The 26,058-nt window shown below is 54.5% G+C and carries 20 protein-coding genes; 5 read left to right on the forward strand and 15 right to left on the reverse strand.

Annotated elements, in window-relative coordinates:
- The first annotated feature begins 74 nt into the window (after positions 1-74).
- Positions 75-1,409: an aminotransferase class I/II-fold pyridoxal phosphate-dependent enzyme gene (locus tag F8A90_RS11035; RefSeq protein WP_200019995.1), complete on the forward strand. Its 1,335-nt coding sequence runs from the start codon at positions 75-77 to the stop codon at positions 1,407-1,409.
- An 80-nt stretch (positions 1,410-1,489) separates the two neighbouring features.
- Here F8A90_RS11035 and F8A90_RS11040 read toward each other — a convergent pair whose 3' ends face one another.
- The 15 genes from F8A90_RS11040 to F8A90_RS11110 all read right to left on the reverse strand — a co-directional run bounded on the left by F8A90_RS11040 (position 1,490) and on the right by F8A90_RS11110 (position 19,242).
- Positions 1,490-2,407, reverse strand: a complete 918-nt coding sequence (locus tag F8A90_RS11040; RefSeq protein WP_200017176.1) for an SDR family NAD(P)-dependent oxidoreductase — start codon at positions 2,405-2,407, stop codon at positions 1,490-1,492.
- A gap of 50 nt (positions 2,408-2,457) precedes the next feature.
- Positions 2,458-3,123, reverse strand: coding sequence for a DsbA family oxidoreductase (locus F8A90_RS11045; protein WP_200017177.1), 666 nt, complete (start codon positions 3,121-3,123; stop codon positions 2,458-2,460).
- 206 nt (positions 3,124-3,329) lie between these two features.
- On the reverse strand, positions 3,330-4,643 hold the full coding sequence (locus tag F8A90_RS11050) for an O-antigen ligase family protein (RefSeq protein WP_200017178.1): 1,314 nt from the start codon (positions 4,641-4,643) through the stop codon (positions 3,330-3,332).
- 252 nt (positions 4,644-4,895) lie between these two features.
- Positions 4,896-6,062, reverse strand: a complete 1,167-nt coding sequence (locus tag F8A90_RS11055) for a nucleotide sugar dehydrogenase (RefSeq protein ID WP_200017179.1) — start codon at positions 6,060-6,062, stop codon at positions 4,896-4,898.
- 71 nt (positions 6,063-6,133) lie between these two features.
- A complete protein-coding gene (gene rfbC / locus F8A90_RS11060; protein WP_200017180.1) occupies positions 6,134-6,679 on the reverse strand; it encodes a dTDP-4-dehydrorhamnose 3,5-epimerase in 546 nt (181 codons plus the stop codon).
- 245 nt (positions 6,680-6,924) lie between these two features.
- Entirely contained in the window at positions 6,925-7,815 is an 891-nt protein-coding gene (gene rfbA, locus F8A90_RS11065; protein WP_200017181.1) for a glucose-1-phosphate thymidylyltransferase RfbA, read from the reverse strand.
- Between the two features lie 108 nt (positions 7,816-7,923).
- Positions 7,924-8,817 (reverse strand): dTDP-4-dehydrorhamnose reductase, encoded by an 894-nt coding sequence (rfbD, locus tag F8A90_RS11070; RefSeq protein ID WP_200017182.1) that lies wholly within the window; start codon positions 8,815-8,817, stop codon positions 7,924-7,926.
- 2 nt (positions 8,818-8,819) lie between these two features.
- Positions 8,820-9,896: a dTDP-glucose 4,6-dehydratase gene (gene rfbB / locus F8A90_RS11075; RefSeq protein WP_200017183.1), complete on the reverse strand. Its 1,077-nt coding sequence runs from the start codon at positions 9,894-9,896 to the stop codon at positions 8,820-8,822.
- 1 nt (position 9,897) lies between these two features.
- Positions 9,898-10,968, reverse strand: a complete 1,071-nt coding sequence (locus F8A90_RS11080; RefSeq protein WP_200017184.1) for a DUF1972 domain-containing protein — start codon at positions 10,966-10,968, stop codon at positions 9,898-9,900.
- Between the two features lies 1 nt (position 10,969).
- Positions 10,970-11,962 carry a glycosyltransferase gene (locus F8A90_RS11085; protein WP_200017185.1) on the reverse strand — a complete coding sequence of 331 codons (993 nt, stop codon included), beginning with the start codon at positions 11,960-11,962 and terminating at the stop codon, positions 10,970-10,972.
- Between the two features lie 180 nt (positions 11,963-12,142).
- Positions 12,143-13,264: a hypothetical protein gene (locus tag F8A90_RS11090; protein ID WP_200017186.1), complete on the reverse strand. Its 1,122-nt coding sequence runs from the start codon at positions 13,262-13,264 to the stop codon at positions 12,143-12,145.
- Positions 13,257-14,360, reverse strand: a complete 1,104-nt coding sequence (locus F8A90_RS11095; protein ID WP_200017187.1) for an O-antigen ligase family protein — start codon at positions 14,358-14,360, stop codon at positions 13,257-13,259. Before F8A90_RS11095 ends, F8A90_RS11090 begins: the two co-directional genes overlap by 8 nt.
- Positions 14,361-14,423: 63 nt before the next feature.
- Complete coding sequence (locus tag F8A90_RS11100; protein ID WP_200017188.1) at positions 14,424-15,719, reverse strand: exopolysaccharide biosynthesis polyprenyl glycosylphosphotransferase; 1,296 nt, start codon at positions 15,717-15,719, stop codon at positions 14,424-14,426.
- 49 nt (positions 15,720-15,768) lie between these two features.
- Positions 15,769-17,997, reverse strand: a complete 2,229-nt coding sequence (locus F8A90_RS11105; protein ID WP_233593294.1) for a polysaccharide biosynthesis tyrosine autokinase — start codon at positions 17,995-17,997, stop codon at positions 15,769-15,771.
- Between the two features lie 81 nt (positions 17,998-18,078).
- The gene (locus F8A90_RS11110; protein ID WP_233593295.1) at positions 18,079-19,242 is read right to left on the reverse strand and encodes a polysaccharide export protein; all 1,164 of its coding nucleotides are present in this window, start codon (positions 19,240-19,242) and stop codon (positions 18,079-18,081) included.
- Positions 19,243-21,043: 1,801 nt separating this feature from the next.
- Here F8A90_RS11110 and F8A90_RS11115 point away from each other — a divergent pair.
- From F8A90_RS11115 to F8A90_RS11130, 4 genes are all read left to right on the forward strand, one after another.
- The gene (locus F8A90_RS11115; RefSeq protein ID WP_200017189.1) at positions 21,044-21,760 is read left to right on the forward strand and encodes a hypothetical protein; all 717 of its coding nucleotides are present in this window, start codon (positions 21,044-21,046) and stop codon (positions 21,758-21,760) included.
- A gap of 5 nt (positions 21,761-21,765) precedes the next feature.
- Entirely contained in the window at positions 21,766-22,602 is an 837-nt protein-coding gene (locus tag F8A90_RS11120; protein ID WP_200017190.1) for a hypothetical protein, read from the forward strand.
- 109 nt (positions 22,603-22,711) lie between these two features.
- Positions 22,712-23,644, forward strand: coding sequence for a capsule biosynthesis GfcC family protein (locus tag F8A90_RS11125; protein ID WP_200017191.1), 933 nt, complete (start codon positions 22,712-22,714; stop codon positions 23,642-23,644).
- A gap of 65 nt (positions 23,645-23,709) precedes the next feature.
- Positions 23,710-25,938, forward strand: a complete 2,229-nt coding sequence (locus F8A90_RS11130; RefSeq protein WP_233593296.1) for a YjbH domain-containing protein — start codon at positions 23,710-23,712, stop codon at positions 25,936-25,938.
- The last annotated feature ends 120 nt before the right edge of the window (positions 25,939-26,058 follow it).

Genomic DNA, 26,058 nt, shown 5'->3' on the forward strand with positions numbered 1-26,058 from the left:
TTGGGTCAGCATCACATGTGTAAGGAAATCGACTCTTGGCAACCCGCAATTCCCCCGGTTCATCCGCCAGTGACATGAAGCAGCAACTGCTCGACAAGGCGCGTGCGCGCCGCACTCGCCCGGCCAATACCCAGTCGAACGATGAGGATATCTTCGCCCACAAGAGCGCTGAACCGCTTCAGATCAGCGATGATTTCGTGCGTTTCGATCGCCAGCCCGGCTATCAGCAACTCAGCATGATGCAGCAGGCCGGCGCCGCCTTTGGCGTGCCGGAGCCCTTCTTTCGTGTGCATGAAGGCTGCGCCGGCGCCACGACGCGTATCGAGGGGCGTGAGCTGGTCAACTTCGCCAGCTACAACTACCTCGACTACTCGCGCCATCCGGAAGTGGTCAAGGCCGCGGCGGACGCTGCCGCGCACTATGGCACCTCGGTGTCGGCCTCACGCGCGGTCTCCGGCGAACGTCCGATCCATCAACAGCTGGAAGCCGCCGTCGCGCGCACCTACGACGTCGAGGATGCGGTGGTCTTCGTCAGCGGCCACGCCACCAATGTCTCCACACTGGGTTATCTGCTCGGGCCGAAGGACCTGATCCTGCATGACGAGTGGATCCACAACAGCTCGCTGGTCGGCGCCCAGCTGTCCGGCGCCCGCCGCATGCCCTTCGCGCACAATGACCCGGACGCGCTGGAAGCCCTGCTAAGCAGTCAGCGCGGCAAGTTCGAGCGCGTGCTGATCGTCACTGAAGGTCTCTACAGCATGGACGGCGACGTGCCGGACCTGCCGCGCCTGATCGCCCTCAAGCAGAAGTACCGTTGCTGGCTGATGGTCGACGAAGCCCACTCCTTCGGCGTACTCGGCGAGCGCGGGCTCGGCCTGAGGGAGCACTTCGACATCACTGCGCGTGACGTCGATATCTGGATGGGCACGATGAGCAAGACGCTGTCCGGGTGCGGCGGCTACATCGCCGGCTGCAAGGAACTGGTCAGCATGCTGCGCTACTTCGCACCGGGCTTCCTCTACTCGGTGGGCATGCCGGCCCAGGTCGCCGCCCCGTCGCTGAAGATTCTCGAACTGCTCCAGGGCGACGACGCCAGACAGCGCATCGCGCGTTTGCACGCCGTCTCCGGCTACTTCCTCAAGCGCGCCCGCGCACTGGGACTCGATGTCGGCGACAGCCTTGGCGTTGCCGTCGTACCAGTGATTCTGGGCAGCTCCCTGGTGGCCGCGCGCCTCTCCAACCAGCTGTTCGAGGCCGGCTTCAATGTCCAGCCCATCCTGCACCCCGCCGTGCCGGAGAAGAGCGCCCGTCTGCGCTTCTTCCTCTCCTGTGAGCATACCGAAGCGCAGGTCGACGCCGTTCTGGACACGCTCATGCAGCAACTGAGCAATATCAAGGCGGGGCTCTAACTCCCCAGCTATTCGATGCTCCATAACGCACACGGCCCCGCTGAAAAGCGGGGCCGTGTGCGTTATGGAGCGTACCTCGGTCAGCGTTTCAGAAAGTGCCAGAGCGCCGCCCGAGCATTGTCCTGATACTGAGTATTGGCCAGGTCCGCGAACAGAGTGGATTGGTCGATCATCGGGCCGGTCAGTACCTTCTCCTTGCTCGCGTAGAAGATGCCACTGCGGTACTGATCATCATGCATGACATCAACGAGACGACGGGCACCGAACTCAAGGTCATGTGACAGTTTGAAGAACGGCAGAATCTTGAAGGCAGACTTGAAAAGCGCCTTCTTGAGCGGTGGCAGACCATCCCCCACCCGTGTGCCGGCGGTATGGCCGGGGCTGACGGTGACTGCACGCACGTCAGGATATTGGCGAGCCAGAGAGGAGATCCACAGCGCGCCCATCAGCTTGACGTAGGCATAGGGAGGCATCGGGTCACTGGCGCTCTCGAAGTCACTGCCATCACAGATCGAGATGAACTCCTCCCGGGAACCCGTCTTGAGCTCCGGTCGAGTGATGCCAAATTTGGGCACACCGCGCGCCGCCTCGGACCCCGTATACATCACGATACCGCGCAGCTTGTTCGCTGAGAGCAATTCTTCTGCCAGCAGCACATGCCCAAGCAGATTGCTCGCCGTCATCTGGGTCACCCCTTGGGGCGTCTGATCAAGAAAGGTCGATCCCCCAAGGCCACCGGCATTCATCATCAGGCCATCCAGAGTGCCATCGAAGGCGGCAACCGCCTCGCGTACCGAGGTTGGGTCTGAAACATCCATGATCACGATCTCGAAGATGCTGCGCCCGGTGCTGCTTTCAAGCTCTCGACGCGCGGCCTCCGCCTTGTGCGGGTTGCGACAGGCCAGATAGAGGGTGTCGACATCCTCATGCTGCGCCAGCTGATGCGCACATTCCTTGCCGAGACCGGAATTGGCACCGGTAATCATGATCTTGCTCATGGATCATTCTCCCTCATCTGGGTGAATCGCTGGAGAGGTAGCCGGGCGTATCACTTGCCGGATTCGGCCTGTTGCTCTGCCATCAGCTCGCTCAGCACCTGCTCGAACACTTCCTTGGGCTGAGCACCGCTCAGGGCGCTGCGGCGGTTGAAGACGAAGGTCGGTACGCTGGAGATCCCCATCTGCTTCCAGTGGTTCTCGTGCTGCACGACCTGCTCACGCGCCTCGGCGTCATCGAGTTGCGCGAGGCCTTCCGTGGCATCCAGCCCGACCGCTGCCAGGGAGTCCGCCATCACCGCGCGGTCCGACATGTCCTTCTGCAACGTGAAGAAGTCCGCGAAGAACTGCATCATCAGGTCATGCTGCATGCCTTGCTCGGCGGCGTACTCGAGCAGTACGTGTAGCTCGAAGGTATTGACCATGCGCATGTCGTCGAAGTAGTTGAAGACTAGCCCTTCCTCTGCGGCCAAGTTGGCGAGGTTCTGGCGCGCCTCGACACTGCCCTTGGGCGTGGTGCCGTACTTGCGTTCAGAATGCGCGCGCAGGTTCTCGCCATGCGCCGGCATGTCCGGGTTCAGCTCGAAGGGCTGCCATTCGATCTCGACCCTGTCTTCCAGGCCCAGTGACTGGATGGCGCTTTCGAGGCGCTTGTAGCCGATGATGCACCACGGGCACACCACGTCGGAGACGATGTCGATCTTGAGCTTGTCTTGCATGTCCATTCTCCTGAGCGGTGAAACAGCCTTCCACACCGCACGTCAATATTCGTGAGCGATTGCTCAAATTTGCGCGTACTGTAGCCCTCTCGCCAGCCAAGGTCAAAGTGGCGACACGGCCAGGGGCCCCCTTGAGATCATGGGCGCAGGCCAGCGGCGCAACCAATTACATAGAGATGGTCGGCAATGGATGGGGAGGCTGTCGCTCAGCGCGGCCTTGCCTGTTGCAGCTCAAGGCGACGCTCGTGGGCGCGCAGCGTGCCCCACACGATCGCCAACCAGAAGGCATAGACCATCACGCCGCTGGCCTGGGAGAACATCACCCAGGTCATGCCGAAATCGAGGAAGGTCAGCGGCAGCAACACGCCGGCGACAGCCAGTGAGCGCAACGTCAGGTCGTCGCTGTCCAGGCGACGGTAGAAGAGTCGCAGCGGCACCAGATAGAGGGCCAGCAATGCAAGCAGGCCCAGTACTCCGCGCTTGACCCAGGCATCGAGAAACTCGTTGTGGGGATGCTCATAAGGTTGAACGTGGCGACTCAGCGCTCCCCGCTCGATCATCGCATCACGCGCTTCGGCATACCCCGTCTCGCCCCTGCCCAGCCACGGCTGCTCGGCAATCATCAGCAGAGCGCCCCGCCACATCTCGAGTCGTGCCCCCGCGGAGGTGCCGGCATTGCGGTCCTCCACGTACTTCGTGACATCCGAGACGCCGGCCTCGACACGTTGCTGGATACCGGTCGCCGGCATCATCACCATCAAGGCGATCACGCCAGCACACATGAAGACACCGAGCCTGAGCACACGGCGTGAAATTACCTCACCATAACTGCGATACAGCACCCAGGCCGCAAAGGGAAAACCGATCCAACCACCGCGTGTCCCAGACATCAACGAGCCGATGATGCCGAAGGCCCCGCCAACCAGCAGCGCCAGTATCCAATAACGCCGCCGGGCACCTGGCTGACTCATGGCCCAGCCAAGTCCGGCCAGACACATCAGCCCCATCAACATGCAGATATCGCCGAAGTTGATGGTGTTGGTAAAGCCACCGGCGCGGTGTACGCCCCACACCAGCTTCTGCCACATCGCCCAGATGCCGGTCAGCACGCTGCCGAGGATCAACCCACCCCACATCGCCCCCAGCGACGGCGGACACGACAACACCAGCAACAGCACCGGCACAGCCAGCAACAGGCGGATAGGCACGCCGGTCGTCTGCCACGCATCCCCCTGCAGCAGGATGCTCACCAGCAACAAGGCTACGAGGCCCGCCATCACGCCGATGACGGCCATGTCCTCCTTGCGAGGCGCCCGCAGAAGCGTGCGCGGTTCGCGCAGCAACCCATAGCCACTGATCAACATCAGCAGTGCCGGCCCGATGCTATAGCCAGAGGGCAGGACCAGACTGAGCAGACCTAACAGGAAAACGCCGCAGGACACGGGACGCGACGTCACCGAGGAAACATCGGCGTCAACGGGGGATGAAGCTGATCGAGCGAAGGAATCGTATGACGGCATACCTGGCCTTCCTGACCCAGTGATGACTCTATGAAGGATGGCACGAGCCACTCAAGCGCACGCTGCAGAGGGCTATTGAGGACTCCATGGGAGAGATAGCCTGACACAACTGCCCTTCTCCTTGGCATCAGGCAAGCAGCATGAAAGTCTTCACCTATGCCCTCTTCTACCCGGTGCCCTGTGACCCCATATGAAAACGCCGCATCACGTGGATGCGGCGTTGTATTTTCGATCAAGAACCAGCGCTCAGAATCAATCGTTGCCGAACAGATCGCGGGTGTAGACCTTGTCGACCACATCGGCGAGCTCTTCCGCCATGCGATTGCTCAGAATGACGTCAGCTTCCTGCTTGAACGCCTCGAGATCCCGCATGACGCGTGACCCGAAAAAGGTATCCTCTTCCAGTACCGGCTCGTACACCACCACTTCCACACCCTTGGCCTTGATGCGCTTCATCACGCCCTGCATGGCACTGGCGCGGAAGTTGTCAGAGCCGGACTTCATCACCAGACGATACACCCCCACCACCTGCGGGTTGCGCTTGAGCACGGACTCCGCAATGAAGTCCTTGCGCGTAGTGTTGGCATCGACGATGGCCTGGATCATGTTGTTGGGCACTTCCTGATAATTGGCCAACAACTGCTTGGTATCCTTCGGCAGACAGTAGCCCCCATACCCGAATGACGGGTTGTGGTAGTGCTGCCCAATGCGCGGGTCCAGTCCCACCCCTTCGATGATCTGCCTGGCATCCAGGCCATGTGATTCGGCGTAGGTATCCAGCTCATTGAAGTAGGCGACGCGCATTGCCAGGTAGGTATTGGCGAACAGCTTGATGGCCTCTGCTTCGGTGCTGTCAGTGAAGAGCACATCGACACCCTGCTTGATGGCACCTTCCTTGAGCAGCCCGGCAAATACCTCGGCACGCTCGGAGCGCTCACCGACGATGATGCGAGACGGATGCAGGTTGTCGTACAGCGCCTTGCCTTCACGCAGGAATTCCGGCGAGAACATCAGATTCTGAGTCTGGAAACGCTCACGCGCCTCAGCCGTATAGCCTACCGGCACAGTAGACTTTATCACCATCACCGTATCAGGATTAATGTCGCACACATCCTGAATCACCGCTTCCACACTCTTGGTGTTGAAGTAGTTGGTGGTGGCATCGTAATCCGTCGGCGTCGCGATGATCACGAAATCGGCATCGCGGTAGGCCTCTTCCTTGTCGAGGGTAGCGCGGAAATTCAGATCTCCACGCGCCAAAAACTCATGAATCTCATTATCGACGATAGGTGAGATACCACGGTTCAGGCCTTCCACCTTCTCCGGCACGATATCCAACGCGACGATTTCATGATGCTGAGACAGCAGCATGGCGTTGGAGAGACCGACATAACCGGTGCCTGCGATGGCAATTTTCATTAAGAATAGCCTTCAATGATATTGAATTTTAACTGAAGATAAATTTTCAAGTAGCAAGAAAACCAGCAAAACTAAAAATAGTTAGCGCTAAAAAAACTAACAGCTAACGAGTCTTTATTTGATAACTTCGGAGCTTCGCCATTTACCAACGGCCATTCGACCCCCACGCTGGCGTCATTCCATTTCAGTGAGTACTCATCCCCCGGGGCATAATAATCCGTGCACTTGTACTGGAACTCCGCGGTTTCGCTGATGACATAGAAGCCATGGGCGAATCCCGGCGGCACCCATAGCATCTGCTGATTGTCTTCGCTCAAATGGGCACCGACCCACTGACCGAATGTCGGACTACTCTTGCGCATGTCGACGGCCACATCGAAGACTTCGCCCTGAGTCACACGCACCAGCTTGCCCTGCGGCTGATTCAGCTGGTAGTGCAGGCCACGCAGAATGCCCTGACGGGATTTGCTGTGGTTGTCCTGCACGAAGGTGTAATCACCGCAGTGCTCGACAAATTCGCTCTGGCGAAAGGTCTCCATGAAGAAGCCACGCTCATCACCGAATTTTTGCGGGGTCAGCAGCACGACATCCGGGATGGCGAGTCTTTCAAAATTCATGCGGTCTTCGCTCCTTGTAGGGGACAGATATCACTTCAACAGTCACAGGCTCGATGCCCTGCCGGCCCAGGCACGGCAAGGCTCTGCTTCGATAGCACGCAGGCGTGGCAGGTCGCAATGAAAATTCCCGCAGTCCTCGCCATGTTCGCGAGGACTGCGGGAAAGCGGGTACATCAGCATTGACTTCACTGCATGCGTACCCGGCAACAGCGCCCGCTCTCAGATGTCGAACTCAGGTATCAAGCTCAGTAGTTGCCACGGCGCTTGTCATCCAGGCGCTTGAGCAGGTACTGGCCGTAACCGGTCTTCTTGAGTGCGGTGCCCTGCTCTTCGAGCTGCTCGTCGCTGATCCAGCCGTTGGTCCAGGCGATTTCCTCGAGACATGCCACCTTCAGGCCCTGACGATGCTCGATGGTTTGCACGTACTGGCCTGCTTCCAGCAGGCTGTCGTGGGTGCCAGTATCCAGCCAGGCGAAGCCACGCCCCAGTCGCTCGACACGCAGGTCACCACGTTCCAGATAGGCATTGTTGATGCTGGTGATTTCCAGCTCGCCACGCTCGGACGGCTCCACGGACTTGGCGATCTCGACCACATCATTGTCATAGAAGTAGAGGCCTGTCACCGCATAGGGCGACTTGGGCTTCAGCGGCTTCTCCTCGATGGACATCGCCTTGCCAGAGTCATCGAACTCCACCACGCCGAAGCGCTCCGGGTCCTGCACGAGGTAACCAAAGACGGTCGCGCCGCTCGGCTGAGTCGCGGCACGCTTCAGCTGATCCGAGAAGTGCTGACCATGGAAGATGTTGTCACCCAGCACCAGGCAGACCGAATCATCGCCGATGAATTCCTCACCGATGATGAAGGCCTGCGCCAGTCCATCCGGGCTCGGCTGCACGGCATACTCGAAACTCACGCCATACTGTTCACCATTGCCCAGTAGATTCTCATATTGCGGCAGATCTTCCGGGGTAGAGATGATCAGGATCTCGCGAATACCGGCCAGCATCAGGACAGAGACCGGATAAAAGATCATTGGTTTGTCGTAGATCGGCAGCAGTTGCTTGGATACACCGCGAGTGATCGGATGCAGTCGTGTACCGGAACCACCGGCGAGGATGATACCCTTGCGCGCCATATCAAAATCCTTGTCGTATCGACGTCTAGCGTTTCATTCGAAGAAGATCAGGTGCCGCGGGATGCCACACACTGAAGATGACCTGCCAATGTGACAGAGACCGCTGACTCAGCGATCCAGATGTTCCTTGAGTGTCAGCGCCAGCTGAGACTGCCAGTCAGGCAGCTCGAGGCCAAGTGCTACCTCGAGTTTCGTCAGCGCAAGACGGGAATTCAGTGGGCGTGTCGCCGGTGTCGGGTATTCCGCTGTCGAGATGCCACCCAGCGTCTGCGGGTCTATCGCCAGCGTTTCCCCCTGCGCGATGGCCAGGCGGAAGATGCTCTGGGCGAACCCGTGCCAGCTGGTGGTGCCCTGCGGCGCCAGGTGATAAAGCCCAGAGTCGATCCGTTGGCGCAGTGCCTCACAGGTGAGCTGGGCGATCAAGCGCGCAGGAGTCGGCGCACCGATCTGATCATGGACGATATTCAATGTATCGCGATCACGCCCCAGCTTGAGCATCGTCTTCATGAAGTTGTTGCCACGCGCGGCATACACCCAACTAGTGCGGAACACCAAGTGACGACAGCCACTGGCCAATACTGACTCATCGCCAGCCAGCTTGCTCTCGCCATAGACGGATAGCGGCGACGTCGGGCTGTCTTCACGCCACGGCTGATCCCCATCTCCCGGATAGACATAATCCGACGAGTAGTGCACCAGGGTGGCGTCGAGCTCAGTGGCTTTTTCGGCCAACAGGGCAGGCAGCTCTGCATTGAGGCGCATCGCGCCGTCGCGCTCATCTTCTGCCTTATCGACTGCCGTCCAGGCGGCGGCGTTGAGAATCAGCTGTGGTTGATACGCCTGCACCCAGGCTGATACCGCAGCGAGATCACTGACATCCAGTTCACTGCGGCGCGGTGCACTCACCTCACCGAAGGGCGCAAAGCTGCGCTGCAACTCGAACCCGACCTGGCCATTGCCACCCAGAATCAGAATGCGGCCAAAGCGTGTGGACGTCGTCATCATCAGCTCCCGGTACCCAGACGTTCACCGCGATAGCTGCCGTCCTGAACACGCTGCCACCAGCTTTCATTCGCCAGGTACCACTCGACCGTCTTGCGCAGACCGGTCTCGAAGGTTTCCTGTGGTACCCAGCCCAGTTCACGTTCGATCTTGGCGGCGTCAATCGCATAGCGCACATCGTGGCCAGGGCGATCCGTCACGTAGGTAATCAAGTCTTCGTACTTGGAGATTCCCGCCGGCTTTTCGGGCACCAGTTCTTCCAGCAGGGCACACAGTGTCTTGACGACTTCGATGTTCTGCTTCTCGTTATGGCCGCCGATGTTGTAGGTCTCGGCGATCTCGCCTTCGGTGGCGACCTTGATCAACGCACGAGCGTGGTCTTCCACGTACAACCAGTCACGCACCTGCTTGCCATCGCCATACACCGGCAACGCCTTGCCTGCCAGCGCATTGAGAATCATCAGCGGGATGAGCTTCTCGGGGAAATGGTACGGGCCGTAGTTGTTGGAGCAGTTGGTGACCAACGTCGGCAGACCATAGGTACGCTGCCAAGCCCGCACGAGGTGATCCGAACTTGCCTTGCTGGCAGAGTACGGGGAGCTGGGGGCATAGGCAGTCGTCTCGGTGAAGAGGTCTTCCGGCCCTTCGAGATCGCCATACACCTCATCAGTGGAGATGTGATGGAAACGGAAACCAGCAGCCTTCTCGGCATCAGTCTCCTTCAGCCCCTTCCAGTACTGACGCGCCGCTTCCAGCAACTGATAGGTGCCGACGATATTCGTCTGGATGAAATCCGCGGGGCCATCGATGGAGCGATCCACGTGGCTTTCGGCCGCCAGGTGCATCACGATATCCGGTTGGAATTCTGCGAAGACGGCTTTCATCTTCTCGCCATCGCAGATGTCCGCCTGCACGAAGTGATAGCGATCCGAGTCCGCCACCTCGGCCAATGACTCGAGGTTCCCCGCGTAGGTTAATGCATCCAGATTGATGACGGTATGTTGAGTTGAGCGAATCAGCTCACGGACGACCGCAGAACCAATGAAACCAGCTCCACCAGTAATTAAGTAGATAGACATTTTAATTCAACCCAAGAGCAGAAAAGTACTTCTTAGCAATAACTTCCCAAGTATAAAATCGATTAGCGATTGATTTTACTTCAAGAATAGACTTAGTGCATTTCTCCTGGTTCGAATTTATAACTTCTTTCAAAGAATCAGGATTTGAGAAAAATGTGCCTTGCCCTTTTAGAGTTTCACGATTATAACAACAGTCAAACGCTAATATAGGGACAGAAAAGTGCATCATTTCAACTAAAGACGGATTCGTGCCACCAGCGGTGTGACCATGCACATATGCACTAGCGTTAGATCTATACGCATATAAAAGCCCTACATCGTAAATAGGGTCGAGCATATGAATATTGTTAAACCCTGAATACTTCTCTCTTAATTCTTGCCCGTACTCACTATTCTGCCAGTTACCTATAAAGATAATATTTTTATTTGTTAGAGAGTAGGCTTCCAATATGAGTCCAACACTATTTTCTGGCTCTATGCGGCAAACTGAAAGAGCATACTCAAAGTTTACTGGTGATTCAACACTATCAGGCATATCCAAAACAGCATGATCACCACCATAAGCAATAGTGACAGATGCTTTGTTATATTCATCCTGGACATAGTCTGTTATTGCTTGATTGTCTGTAATAACAACGTGCGAAAACTTCACAGCCAGTTTTTCAGAGAATTTTAGAAAGCTCTTTGCTAACCTTGACCATTTATCACGCTTCCATTCTAAACCGTCAATATTAGTGACAATTTTAGTTTTTGGCTGTATTAATCTAATGATTGGCAGAACTATAGCACCAGAAACACCTAGTATTAGTATACAATCAGATCTATTTTTGATGGCAGAAAATATTGAAATTATATCGTAAGCAATACTAGATATACCATTGGCATTTAAATCAATATACTTTAAACTTGCTCCTTTATAGTATTTCTGTCTTACAGTATAAGATTTACTTGAGCAGTAAACAGCCACGGAGTTATTATTAGCCATACCGTTTGATAGTAAATTCTCTACTAACGTTTCAAAACCGCCGTATGATGCTGGAACACCAACGATACCTACAATGGAAACTCTCATATCACAACTCTACATTTGAGTATAAATAGTGCATACCATATATTTCTTTAACCTTAGATACATTCTCCCTTTTCTCTTTTATATCGTGTAGGTCTAATTTTTCTAAAAACTTCGTCAACTCATCGCTATCGTCTTGCATAACCCATCCAATGCCATTTTTCATTATCAGCTCATTAACATCATTAGAGTTATAAGATATTATCGGTAAAGAAGATGCCATAAAATCAAAAAATTTATTCGGCAAATAAGAAGCAGCCCCTTTTTTTAGTGGTAGAAGACCGATATCAAACTTGGAGAGGTTTTTGGATATAAAGAGCGGATGACACATACCGTGGAATACAATACTATTTGATGAAACCATATTTTTATATTTTTCTAAATTTATTCCACCACCAAAAACGTGAAGTACGATGTTTTGAGAAGATAAAGAGGACAAAGCTCTTATAAAGCTAGTAAGATCGAATTGTTGGGATAAATAACCAACATAAGCTATATTAATATAGCTAGAATCTAACTCTACTTCCTTGTGGCCATTACAATCGGCTTTCCATCTAGAATCATCATAACCAAGTGGTATAAATTTAAGATTTTCCGAATTTATACTCATCGAAGTGTTTTTATGTATCCATGGCAAAAAGCCAGGTGCTACATACAATATTTTAGCAACGTTAGAGAATGAGTAGTTATAGAAAAAATTGCAATAGGCAGAAAACAATTCAATCATTTTACTTTGTGATTCAGAGTTCACCAATGCATCTGGCCATATATCTCTGACATCAACTATTAGCTTAAATTTTTTTATTTTCGATGCTAGGTTACATACAAACAAAACTTCTGGAGGTATCGCGTTCACTAATACTGAATCCCCCCTTTTAGCTCGAAATAACAAATACATCAATAGCATGAATGCAAATGACATATTGGATAAAACTCGCATTATAGAAATATTATCACTATACTTTAATATAGGTAAAATAACGTTAGAAATATTCATGTTAAATAATTTATCTTTTAGCTCGGTCTTACTCCTTAACAATTTGTATCTGTGATCAAATCTAGATGTTATCAATATAGCATCTTGTCTACTATTGCGTATAAATTCTATATTACGGCTTGATATATCTTTAATGAAGTTTTCAGACTCAAAGGGAGCTATTACATGTAACATCTGTTTTTACCTTCTATTGCTTGATACAGAGTATGTAGTGGTTAATACGCCAATGCAAAAAGCGGCCGTTAATATCCCAAGATTAAAGTTGCTCGTGAAATAATTTATTGCCCAAGCTAAAAACATAATACCCGTTAACCATATGTTAATTCTCAGTGCACTCCGATTTTGTCCCCAAATAAAATATCTAGCGTCTACAAACATCAACAACGAGAATAAATATAATATAAATACAGGTAATAAAGCGAAATCTATATTATTTATAAAATCTAAATAACGTCCTAAGAAAGGATAGATATTCATATAACTTATACAATAAAACACGAATGCCGAAAGAAGCATAAATATAATAGGAATTGAAATCGGGACACTTTTAAGCTTATTGTTTAGCCTATAGGCATATCTACGATTTACCACAACCATACTAATCTGCCAAAAAGCTTCTGCTACAGAGTAAGTGATGGACATAATATCAGACAAAACACCGTAGATATTAGACAATATCAATACTGGTGTTCTAAAAGCAAAATAGAAAATTGAACCCGATACGCTTTTACTTATCGAATCTCGCACTAACCTAAACACAAAAATGCTTGAGCTATAATGCTTTTTCCATAGTAAATTAACTCTTAAAATGTACAAAATAGAAATGGTAACAAAAAAATGAGTAATTAAATGCATGATCAATAGTTCATTGCCGCTACTAGGATCAAATATAACTACTGAAGGCAAAAATATAAGCCACGGCAGATTAACCATCAAGTCAAACCCATTAGGAGAGATAGTCCTAATCACACCATTAACAAGAAAGCTGAAAGAAAAAATCACGACTGCCAAAGCAATATAATTTGAAAGATAGATTGATAACAATAGCGAAAAAATAAAAATAAAAACAAAGAAAGCAAGTGACTCAGATATATATAAATCAGATATTCTTTTGACACCTTTAACTCTTGTAGGTAAGTACTCCTCAACTCCTCCAAACAATAGCTTTGTAAACAGCATTGAATAAGTTAGGCTTATAAAATATGTAGAAAAAACACCATTTTGCAGATTTGGTGCTATCATAATTAAAAAAAGCAGCTTAGAAGCTAAACTTAAAAGTTTCAAAAATATGCCTTTAAACACTTCTCGCATCCTTATTGTTGTATAAAGAAAGTATCATGAAAATAAACAAAAAGCGGGCATCTAATAAGTCGCCACTAAACAATTGATTAAACAATAAAGTCAACCAAGCTGTTAATAGAATCCCTCTCCCGTAAATGAAAGCAATGCCTAAAATAAAAGCAAATGGGAAAAACCCAACTAATCCAGTTTCTGATGCTATCTCTAAAAAAATATTATGAGGATACACTAACTCATTTATTAGATTATAATCACCCCAGCTGCCTAGCCCGACGCCAGTCAACGGATTTTCATATATCATTGACAGGGATGTATTCACATTGTCTATTCTGCTTGAAACGCTACCAGAGCTATAATCATTCATAGAAATATCTCCAGTAATTTGGCCAACCCCAATAATAATGCGAGATAAACCGGGGATTTCTGCTAACGTATCTATTCTAGATATCCCCCATTCATACATATATACAGCCATTAGAAAGATAACCAAAAAAATAGCGTAAGTTCTAATTTTTTTAAAGTCAAAAACTGTAAATAATCCCATCAGAAGAGCTATCCCAATAGGAGCTTTCGATTCAGTCCAAAAAATAGCAAGTAAGAAAAAAAATGAAAAGAATAATAAGTGAACATTTTTGCTCTCTTTATACATAAATAAAGAAAACAGAAGTCCCAAAGACATTAACCTAGCAAAAACTATAGGACCGTTGATAAAGAATGGAATATTTCTATCGAAAAACCCAAAAATAATTTTATATAATATACTAGGGATTGCAAGTATAATAAAGCAAGTAACAAAGTATTTTAATACTTCATCTAATCCCTTAGATCGCATTTGAGAATATAGATAGCCCACGCACAATGTATAAACGAACACAAGGTTAAGTAACTTGAAGCTCCCGTACTCTAAATCCACTGAATATAGTAGAGTCATACCCCAAATAAAAAAAACCAGGAATAAATAGAGTATTGGTAAGTTAACTGCAAACTTACCAGTCACTACTACCAATGTTACTACAATCAACATATAAACTGTATTAAGAGGAAAACTATATAATGTCATCCTGTCATGGGGAGTAATCTGGCCAAATATCAATGCCATGAAGACCGCAAAAAATACTATAAAGTCTACATCGAATAGAAATGATAACCTTCTTAGTCTCATTCACCTAGCACCTGAACCAAATAATACTGTCTTAATTGTGCGCACTAAAATCAACATATCTAGCCAAAAAGAAAAGTTTTTGATGTAATAAAAATCATACTCTAGTTTCTCAATCATTCCCTCAACTTCTGCAGCATAGCCCTGCTCTACCTGTGCCCAGCCGGTAATACCTGGGCGTACCACATGACGGTAGTGGAAGAACGGCACATCCTTCTCATACCACTCTGTCAGGGTCATGGATTCAGGTCGTGGGCCAATCATGCTCATGTCGCCTTTCAAGACATTGAACAATTGCGGAAGCTCATCCAGGCGGCACTTGCGAATGAAACGACCCACACGCGTGATACGTGGATCATTGCCTTCCTGGGTAAAGCCAGTGCCCTTCATGTCGGTATACATGCTACGAAACTTGTAGACCGTAAACGGGCGGCAGTGGAATCCCATGCGCGGCTGACAGAATAGCGCCTTGCCCGGGCTATCCAGACGGATGGCAAGTGCCGTCAATAACATGACAGGGGCCAACAGCGGAATCAGGATCAAGGCCGCGAGGATATCCATGCCGCGCTTGATGACTTCATAGTCTTCGCGCGGCGTCAGAGAGCCAAATTCGTTGGCATAGAGGTGATCCAGCAGTACCTTGCCGGTAATCATTTCATGGGCCTGGGTAGCGTGATACACCGGAATACGGTGAATCGTGCAGTCGGCGAGAAAGCGCTGCCATTCTTCGGGGAGATCTGCACGCAGGTCCGCAACCACCGCATCAATACGCTTGAACCCGACCAGTGTTGGTTCCTTCATCGCATACCAGTACACTGACTTGCTGTGGTGATCACACAAGGACGGGGCTTTCCCGAAGGGCACCACTGCCATACGCTTGGTGGTCAGCTTGCTGTCGACATAGTAGAAGGCCCCACCGAAGACGATGGCCAGCACGAAGGAAATCCCGACCTGCAGACGTGACACCTCGATTTCCAGCACACCGCAGATGATGATGAGCAAGGTATAGGAAGCCGCAACTGTCGGAATGACATACGTGAAGGAGCGTGTCCCCGGCAGTTGGCAAAGACGGTTGATCAGCGTCAGGGACAAGGTGAAGGCAGCTGCAGTACCCAGAATCGCATTCCATTGTGCCAAGGTGGAGGTATTCCAGAAATCGAATCCCCAGCGGTACATGGCAGGCAGAACGACAACCAGCAACACGCCAAAGAATGTCTGCAGGCGCTTGCTGGCAAGCAAGCGCTCGTGATGACGTGAATAGCGCCGTTGATGCTCCATGGTAGAGCTCATGTCTTTCATGTCTGGTTCCCTTCGAATTTAATATGACTGATGACGGAATACAGCGGGATCATTTATAGCTGTAGTTGTAATAGCCATAATTCTCGCCATAGGCACCGGCGGCCTTGCGCTCCATGGCGTTGAGGATGCCGCCTTTCACGACAATCCCAGAAGCGGCCAGGCGCTTGAGAGAGACTTCCACTTCCTTGGGGGCGTTCACCTCGAAGCGAGTGACCAGCAGTGTCGTGCCCACATGCTTGCCGATGACGGCGGCATCGGTGACGGCAAGGATGGGCGGAGAGTCGATGATGACCAGGTCATAACGCTCGCTGACCGCAGCCAGGAAGTCCTGGAAGCGTGCGCTCATCAGCAGTTCCGAGGGGTTGGGTGGCGCAATGCCACGCGCCACGTAGGAAAGTGTCTGAAGGGCGGAAACAGGGCGAATGATATCTTCCAGCGACTTCTTGCCTGCCAGGTAATCACTCAAACCACACTCGGAGCGCTCATCGAAGATGGAGTGCATGTGGCCCTTGCGCATATCGGCGTCAATCACCAATACACGTTGCCCAGCCTGGGCACAGACGGCGGCCAGGTTGGCAGAAACAAAACTCTTGCCGATGCCCGGACTAGGGCCGGTAATCATCAGCGTATTGGTAGAGGCTTCCATCATCGCGAAGTGCAGACTGGTACGCAGACCGCGTAGCGCTTCAATCGCGAGATCAGCCGGATTGCGCGCGGCCAGCAAACCATTGGGGATTTCACGTGAATGCTTGTCTGTCGCACGCTTCACCTTGCGGCTCAGCTTGCCCTGCTCGTCCGAGAGCGGGATGGTGGCATACATTGGCAGGCCCAGCGCCTCCAGCTGATCCGGCGATTCCACGCCACGCCGGAACGCCGCACGCAGCAGAATGACACCGACGGAAAGCATGCCACCCAGCAGTGTCATGATGACCACGATCATGGCCTTCTTCGGCTTGACGGGCTGCGGCAAGATACCGGCATCGTCCAGAATACGGACATTCCCCACCGTACTGGCCTTGGCGATCTCCATTTCCTGCACTTTATTCAGCAGCTGCACGTAGATGGCTTGGGTCACTTCCACACTGCGTGTAAGACGTAACACTTCCTGCTGGGTTTCAGGCAGGTTCTTCACCTGAGCATTCAACTTGTCCATCTCGCGCTTGAGCTGAGCCTTCTTCTCGAGCAAGGCTTTGTAAGTCGGGTGGCTGGGCGTATAGCGCTTGGCGATCTCGGCTTCGGTCAGATCCAGCTGATTGACCTGTGCCTCCAGATTCACGATGCGCTCCAGCACGGACTGGGTCTCCAGTGAGAGGTCCACACTGTCACGTGACGTCCTGAATTCATTCAGGCGCGATTCCGCTGCATCCAGCTGCGCCCGCACCTTGGGCACCTGATTATCGAGGAATTCGAGGCTATTGCGTGCTTCTTCACTCTGTCGCTGAACATTCTGTGAATAGTAGATATCCGCGATGGTGTTCAGCGTGCGCTGTAGCTCACGCGGCTGCTCGCCCGTCATCGACCAGGAAAGAATGCCGGTCTCCTTGCCCTGCTCCGAGACGGAGAATGATTTGCGCAGATTCTCGATCGCCTGCATGCGGCTGATGTGTGTCAGCGCGAACTCCGCGCCTGTGGCGGCATTCAAGGCAGTGACACGCAGATTCAGCTGACCATCGGCAAAGCTGTCCAGCTGATTGATGCGCCCCTTGCCCAGCAACTCACCGTCCTGGATCAGCTCGTAATGTGCATCATCAACGACACGCAGGGTAATGGTGCTACCCAGCATGGCGTCACCGACAGGCATTTCACTGACAGTGATGCTCTCCCCTGCCCAGGTATTCGCCCAGCCTTGGGCGAAATCCGGACGTTCCACCCCGCGGCGTACAAGGAAATCCCCCAGCAGCGGCAGTCGCTTCGGCGTGACGGTGATATCCAGGTTGAGCAGGTCCACCGCGCGGCCAAGTACCATCCGCGAGCGGATGATCTCGATCTCGGACTGGGACGGCGGCTCCTTGCCTAGAATCGAATTGACGTCAGCCAATGGATTGGTCGAAGGGGCATCATCAATCTGGATCAGGGCATCCACCTTGTAGATGGGCGTCGCCAACAGCGCGTAGACCACCCCGATGACGGCAAACAGGCCAGTGATCGCGATGATCCATTGCTTGTGATCAATCAAGATGCCGAACAGGCGACCCAGATCAATCGCATCATCATCGTTATCGCGAGTGGCAGCCGACGACATCGCCCCAGTGGCTGTATTTTGCGGGGTCTGATTCATGAAACACCCTTCGAGTGCTGCGGCTCTCGTGAGAACCAGTGGTAGTAGGTAGAGAGGAAGAAGACAGGAGGCTGACGCGGATCAATCGTCACTGCGCAGGTCATCGAAATCACTGGCGGAACGCGTCACCTGATAGACGGCGGTCAGGGTCGGCATCAGCTGGTTGACGACACGGTTCCAGCGACTGAGCGGCGCGGCCGTGACGTAGACCACGTCCGAGGGCTGAAGCATGAATTCCGCGCCGATCACGAAGGCCGCCGAATCACGCGCATCCAGCTGGTAGACCGTCGCCAGCTTGCCAGTGTTGGTGTCCGCGCGCCGCACGACGAAGATGCCCTTGGCATCTGCCTGACCTTCATCGATACCGCCAGACTGTGCGATGGCATCCGTCAGCGAGATACGCGAATTGCCCATCGCCAGACTGCCCGGCAATTGCACCTCGCCCATCACGTAGACCTTCTGATTGCCCACATCCGGGATGTGCAGCACATCGCCGTCGCGCAGCAGACGGTTGTTGCTCAGCGCGCCGTTCTGCAGCAGGTCATACAGCGAGAAGTGCTCATCACTGTCATCACGTGTCAGTACCACGTCGTGCCAGTTGGCCAGCGGCGACAGGCCGCCTGCCTGATTGACGGCATCGAGGATGGTCAGCGGCACATTGGTGATCGGCAGGATTCCCGGCGTTTCCACCTGCCCGGTGACATAGACCTTCTGCGACTTGAATGCCGCTACCTGCACATCGATCTGCGGGGAGGCGATATACCCGGACAGGCGACGCTCTATGACCGCCCGCAATTCCTTGACGGTGAGGCCCGCCGCTTTGACGCGCCCGATATAGGGATAAAAGATGGTGCCATCGCTGTGAACGCTGTTGCCGGATTCGATGGCGCTGCGCTCGGAGCCGGCCGGGATGGTCAGTTCAGGGTGGTCATAGACGATGATATTGAGCACATCACCGCGACCGATGCGGTAATCGTAATCGGCCAGCTGCTGCTCAAGCAGCTGATTGTCACGCTGGCCCTGGCCACGACTGTCATTCAGGGCATCTACCATGCCAAAGGTGATCGGCTTGACCTCAAGCGCATCATCCAGCGGGGCCGTTTCTGTCTGATAGTCCATATCGCCACCGGGGGCGAAAGCACAACCCGTGGTAGACAGCATGGCAATCAACAGCGCGGTGGTCATTGCCAGGCGGGGGCGCGGCGACAGCGCGCAGCCCTTGCCAAACATGGTGACCTTGATCATGTAAAACCCCCGAAAACGGCAAGATGAAATGGGCAGCCTCATGCTGCCCTGAAAGATAAGGCGTCGTGGTCAGGCCGCGACGTAGTCGATCGAAAGCCGTCAGCCGAAAATGGGCTCAGCAGCTGAAGCCCGACATGTCAGTCAGGGTGAAGAGACAGGATGTAGAGAAAGGCGGCGCTGGGTGAATCTCGAGGACTGCCAGGAGGCTGTCTGATATCGGCCTGCATTGCGCAAGACCTGTGACAAGCCTCTCCACCCCAATCGACTATTCGTGAGCGCGACCTGAATTTGGACACGCTACCGCCCCAGGGTGGTTGACGGCGCATCCCTGAGGCCCTGACATGAAGATATTGATGTCTTCCAGCTTGTATCGCGCTTGGCCACCTGTTTCCCTGGCAGCATCAATCTTTCACTGGCGCAAGACATCCTTGCTGCGAGTGGCAACCCGAATTCAAGGCAGGATCACTCTTCTTGAGGAAAATCCGGCGCTCTGAACTCGTGGGCAGATATCGAGCACAAAATTCAATTAGCTAATACTTAACAACCAGAAAGGTAATTCCGATACTCAAGACGCAGCAAACCCTAGCAGGGCAATCGTCTTGTAGATCGCCAGTGCTATCAGATAAGGACTTGTTCTTGTTCAAATGAGTACAGGATTCAGGTTTCGGGCCAATAAGACTTGTACAACCCTATCGACTCATACTGTCTGGACGGGGCCAGTCACCACGAATCAAACGGTAGACAAGCCATGACAGCCTGTAACCGACACTGCTGAGGAGAGAATCATCGGGTATTGGTAGAGACACCAGCACCGCAAGCGCAAGATCCTTCCTGCGTGTCGTCAACACGGCATGTCATTCAACCGGCGACTCATCCTATCTGTGTCGCAAAAAAGAAACACAGGCTTTTCAATAAGGGACGCATGATACTGCATTCTGGGACTCTCGTTCCACCCTTTATTCATATTCGCCTGTCATCCAGCAGTGCATCAAAGCGTGATGATGGCATCTAAATCACTGATATTAATAGCACTATACGGAAAGTTAATCGCCAGGGACCGCATGACATGGGCTCAGAGCATGAATCAGTGCGTAGCCAAAAGGAGACGCACAGCCTGTGCCAAGACCATCGAGTTACTCCATGCACTCAAACTGAAACAGTTGAGTTACATAAAGAATTAGTCTTTCAATTACCGATTGATTAGTCAAACCATCAAAAAATAATCCATAAGCACGAAATGAACTTGCAGGTCATGATAATGAGTTTCCCGACCCAGCATTGAAATCCAGAAGCTCTCTTCGTAGATTGCCGGATTTTTTCCGACAGGTATCTCTTGCGATTATTGTCGAGAAGCCGAGGTCATTCTTGTCGAGCATGATGGCGCGATCATCATATTCGATGATTGTTTACGGTTAGATGTCAGTCGACCCACAACCTGAACTCTGTTAATTTTCACAACATTCGCGTATTGAAATCTGTCTCACAAGGCGATAGAACGTTGTGCACGGAAAGTCACCAACGCCCGCCATTGTTTCAAAAACAGAATCAATCACCCAGCAAGTCATAATCAGCGCCTGTGCCAACACAGAGAGCGTGAGAATTTCCTACACGGGAAGACAAGGGAACGTAAATGAAACGCACTGCTACAACATTGGTCATCGCCGGTCTGGCTTTATCCCCTTTGGTTGCAGGGATAGCCCGTGCCGAAAGTGAAGCGCCGGCTCAGACTGGCTCGGCATCTTCAAGCACAGGAAGCAGCAGTACTGGGGGTACGGCAGCAGGCGCTGGCGCCGCTGGTGGCATGGCCGCTGGCACCATTGCAGCTGTCGCTGCTGGTCTGGCGGCGGCAGTCGGTGTCGCTGCCACCGTAGCCTCCGGGGGTGACGGCAGCAGTGGCGGCAGTACTGGTGGCGACGGTGGCACTGATCCGGGTGATGGCGGCGACGGCGGCACTGATCCGGGTGATGGTGGCGATGGCGGCACTGATCCGGGTGACGGCGGCGACGGCGGTACTGATCCGGGTGACGGTGGCGACGGCGGCACTGATCCGGGTGACGGCGGCGACGGTGGCACTGATCCGGGTGACGGTGGCGACGGCGGCACTGATCCGGGTGACGGCGGCGACGGCGGTACTGATCCGGGTGACGGCGGTGATGGCGGCACTGATCCGGGTGACGGCGGCGACGGCGGCACTGACCCGGGTGATGGTGGCGACGGCGGTACTGATCCGGGTGACGGCGGTGACGGCGGTACCGATCCGGGTGATGGCACGGATCCAGGTGATGGCGACGGCACCACCGGCACGACTGGTACCACCGGGACCACAGGCTCTACCGGCACCACCGACCCCGATGACGGCAGTGACCCGGATGAAGGCGGCGAGCCGGGTGATGGCGATGGTACAACGGGCACGACTGGCACCACCGGCAGCACTGGCACAACGGGTACGACCGGAACGACTGGCACCACAGGGTCTACCGGTACGACTGGCACCACCGGCACCACAGGTACCTTCTGATCACCATGAAGCCGACATCCATCATGATGGGGGGCCGCCTGGCGGCCCCTTTGCTTGTGTCCGGCGCATTGATGCTTGGGGGCTGCTCCGCACTTGAGCAGGGGCAGTTGGGGCAGACGGCCAGCGCAATACTCGGCAGCGATCAATTCGATGCCGAGCGCGCGCGCGCCCTGCCCTATGCCACGCTGCGCTTCAGCTATGACGGCAACACCGGGATGGTGGTGCTGGCGTCGCTGGAGACAGCGAACCGCAAAGACATGGACGCAACGGACGCGACCTACCAGCGAGAACCTACAGGGCTGACACCTCTGGCAGCCCTGCCCTCTTCCGCCACGCCTGTTGAATCGAAGGCAAGCCAGCCTTCGAGCACGACAGAGCTGGCACGTTTTGAAACTGCAGATCATGCCTTCGTGCGTCTGGAGAACGGCTGGCTGAGCGGTACCGCCGGCTTTGACACCGACCTGCTGGACATGCGGCGCGACGCATCACTGGCCACGCTGATGTCAGCGCTGGAAAGGGGTGGCCCCACGCCCAGCTATGCGATTCACTCGCGCTGGCAGCGCGCTGATGGCATAGAGGGCTACGCCCAGGGTCAGGCAAGCTGGCAATGCGCGCCCCCCTCCGTACAGGCCTTGCCGTTGGGCGATCAGACAGTGGCTCAGTGTGAGGAAAACATCCTCTGGCAAGATGGCTCGCGTAGCGTCAATCGCTATGCAGTTGCTGCTGTGATTGATCCCTCCGCGACTGATGCCAATGCGGCACCAAGAATCTGGGCGGCGGATGTTCAACCCTGGCCGGATTCCCATTACTGGAGCTGGGAGGTGGCGCGTGGCTGGTGGTAAGTGCCAAGAATTTTTCTTTCAGCGCCAGGATCATGTTGCCCCGCCTGCACGAGTCGGCGGTGTATCGCTTGTCCATCGTGGTGCCGCTTCTCTTGTCCGCCGAGGTGTCGTGAAACGCTATCTGCATGAACGTCTGAAGGCCGCCCTTGGCGCAGCGTTGCTCGCATCTACTTGCGGTGTACTTCTATTGCCTGGCGCAGCGCTGGCCAGCGAGACTCCGACAGTATCGTCAGGCCTATCCCAAGACCAGGAGGCCTGCGCCCAGACACTGACCATCAGTGAGGCGCTATCGCGCCAGCTCGGCGTGCTGACCAATGCCAACGGTATCGAGTGGCCGCATGCGTTCGTGGCCACCCAGCAGACGCGCGACAGGACACGTGAGCTTGGGCGCCGCCTGTTCTTCGAGCTGCGTCAATTGAGCTCGCAGGCCGTCTTTGATGATCGACTGTCGGCTGAGGGGCTCAAGCACTGGATGCGCATCATCGGTCGCACACCGGTCGAGGGACGTCAGGTCGGGCGGATCGATCCCATCGCTCTGTGGCGTTTTCCGCGCCTGGACATCCCGCTCACGACGGGCGACTGGATAGGCCAATGCCAGACAGAGACTCGCATTCAACTCTGGAGTGCCGTTGGCGTGCGCCAGCTGGACTGGCGCCCCGGCCTGACGCTGCATGACGCCATCGCTGGCCTGCCGGGCGCGCAGGCGGACTCGGAACACGCCAGCGTCATCACGCTGGGCGGCAGAATCATCGTCCGCGGCATCAGCGCCTGGAATGATCAGCCCTATACGCTGGCGCCGGGTGACCGTGTCGTGGTCAACATGCCGCGTATCTCGGCGGCCGCCGCCTGGGTCAATCGCAGCCTGCCCGAGTGGTTGAGTCTGCAATGGCCGGGCAAGGAGTGCCGCAGCGTGGACGCCATCACCGGTGAGCCCCAGCAGCGCGACTATCTGCAGGTAGCGCGCCAATACGCTGAGGGTGATGACAGTAATGAAAGTGATGACACGGACAGTGGCGCGCACCCTCAGGGCGAGACTCCATGAGCGACGCGACAATGACACAGCAGGACGCCTCGTGCTCAGGCAGGCAAAGGATGGCAGCAGACAGCATGGATCATTCGCACTTCACTTCCATGGCGCCGGCGCGTGCCCGGCTTATCCCCTTGACGCGCGCCATCCGGCAACTGGCCATGCTCAGTGCGGGCATGCTGCTGGCCCCGATGAGCTACGCCGGCCTGCTGGATGGTCCGCAGCCGATAGAGACGCGTCTCAGCGGCCTGGGACACGGGCAATCGGATTTCGGCGGCGTCGGCCTGATGCAGACCCCGACCGCGCGCATGCAGAAGCCGGGCAGCATTCACTTCTCCTATAGCCAGGTCGAACCGTATCAGCGCTATAACGTCAGCCTGCAGCCGCTCGACTGGCTGGAGGTCGGCTTTCGCTACACGGAAGTCACCAACCGCCTGTATGGCGAAGCCATCGCCGGTGACCGCGACTACCTGGACAAGGGTGTCGATGCCAAGTTCCGACTTTGGGAAGAGAGCCGTTATCTGCCTGAAGTCGCGGTCGGCCTGCGCGACATGGGCGGTACCAGCCTGTTCGGCAGTGAATACCTGGTCGCCAGCAAGCGCTGGTATGACCTCGACTTCACGTTGGGGCTGGGCTGGGGCTATCTCGGCTCACGCGGTGACATCAGCAACCCGCTTGGCTGGGTGCGTGACAGCTACAACGACCGTCCCGGCCGTGGCGAGACCGGCGGTGACCAGGGCGGTGAGTTCTCACTCAACAGCCTGTTCAAGGGCGATGTCGGTATCTTCGGCGGTGTGGAATGGCAGACCCCATGGGACCCGCTGGTGCTGATGGCAGAGCTTGATGGCAATGACTATCAGAGTGAGCCACAGGACAACGATCAAGCGCAGGACAGCCCGATCAACCTGGGTGCCCGCCTGAGCGTGACCGACAACCTCACCGTCAAGGCCGGCTGGGAGCGTGGCAATACCGCGATGTTCGGCGTCAATTTCGGGGTGGATCTCGCCGGGCTCTCGCAGGCCAAGCTGGATAGCCCGCCGGAGCGCCTGAAGGCCGAAGCCCCCACGCGCAACCAGGTCAGCTGGCCTGAGCTTTCCCGCGAGATCCAGGCGCAATCCGGCATTCGGGTCGATAGCCTGTCCCGCGAAGGCACGGCGCTGATCGTCAGTGGCGAGAGTACGCGTTTCCGCTCTACCGCTCAGGCCGAAGGCCGTGCCAACCGCGTGCTGCACAACCGACTGGATGACTATTTCGAGAGCTTCCATTACCGCCTGCGCTCCGGGGGGCTGGATACTCGGGAAGATGTCCACCAGCGCGCCGATATCGTCAACGCCGGTCACGATGCCCGCCAGCAGCTGCGCTATACCCACAGCGTCTATGCATTGGCGGCCACCGAGCCGACCAATGGGGATGGTGAAGGTGCGGCCCGCTATACCGGTGAAAAGGTGCTGCTCGAGAATCCTGATGATCGCTGGAGCGCTGGCTTCTCACCTGGCCTCAACCAGAACATCGGCGGCCCGGATGGCTATCTGTATCAGGCCTACCTGCGTGGCTCGGCCGCCTGGCGTACCGATCGCCACGGCTGGCTCTCCGGCTCGGCACAGCTGACCCTGTTCGACAACTTCGACAAGTTCGATTACATCTCGGACTCCAAGCTGCCCAGGGTTCGCTCCTATATCGGTCGCTACATCGAAGAGACCGACGTCGGTATCGACAACCTGCAGTACACCCGCACTCACCAGTTCGGGCGTGATTGGTACGGCATGGCCTACGGCGGCATTCTGGAGATGATGTATGCCGGTGTCGGCGCCGAGGTGCTCTATCGCCCGCTTGGCTCTCCACTGGCATACGGGGTCGATGTGAACTGGGTCAAGCAGCGCGAGTTCGATCAGCAGTTCGGGTTGCGCGATTACTCGACCACCACTGGTCATGCCAGCATCTACTGGGATACCGGCTATGAAGACGTGCTGGCCAAGGCCAGCTTCGGCCGCTACCTGGCACAAGATGTCGGCATGACGCTGGATGTTTCACGCGGCTTCGCCAATGGCGCACGCATGGGTGCCTGGGCCACCTTCACCGATGCCGGCGACGACTTCGGCGAGGGTAGCTTCGACAAGGGCCTCTACATCGTGCTGCCGCTGGATGCGTTCTTCATGCACTCCAGCCGTGACACTGTCGGCCTGGCCTGGAACCCGCTGACCCGCGATGGTGGCGCTCGCCTCAATCGCAAGTTCAGCCTGTATGACATGACCAGCTATCGCGACATGGATGACTACTGGCGTGGCTTCGCCTCACAGGTATGGAAGTGATCCTGGCCGCGAGCTGACTTCTGCTCTCGCAGACAACGTCCGGTCGTGCTGAAGTTTCCTTCCGTCATCTGCCGTGCCAACGACAAGGCCCCGATCCTCTGGATCGGGGCCTTGTCGTTG

The sequence above is a fragment of the Cobetia sp. cqz5-12 genome, from assembly GCF_016495405.1.
Taxonomy (GTDB): Bacteria; Pseudomonadota; Gammaproteobacteria; order Pseudomonadales; family Halomonadaceae; genus Cobetia.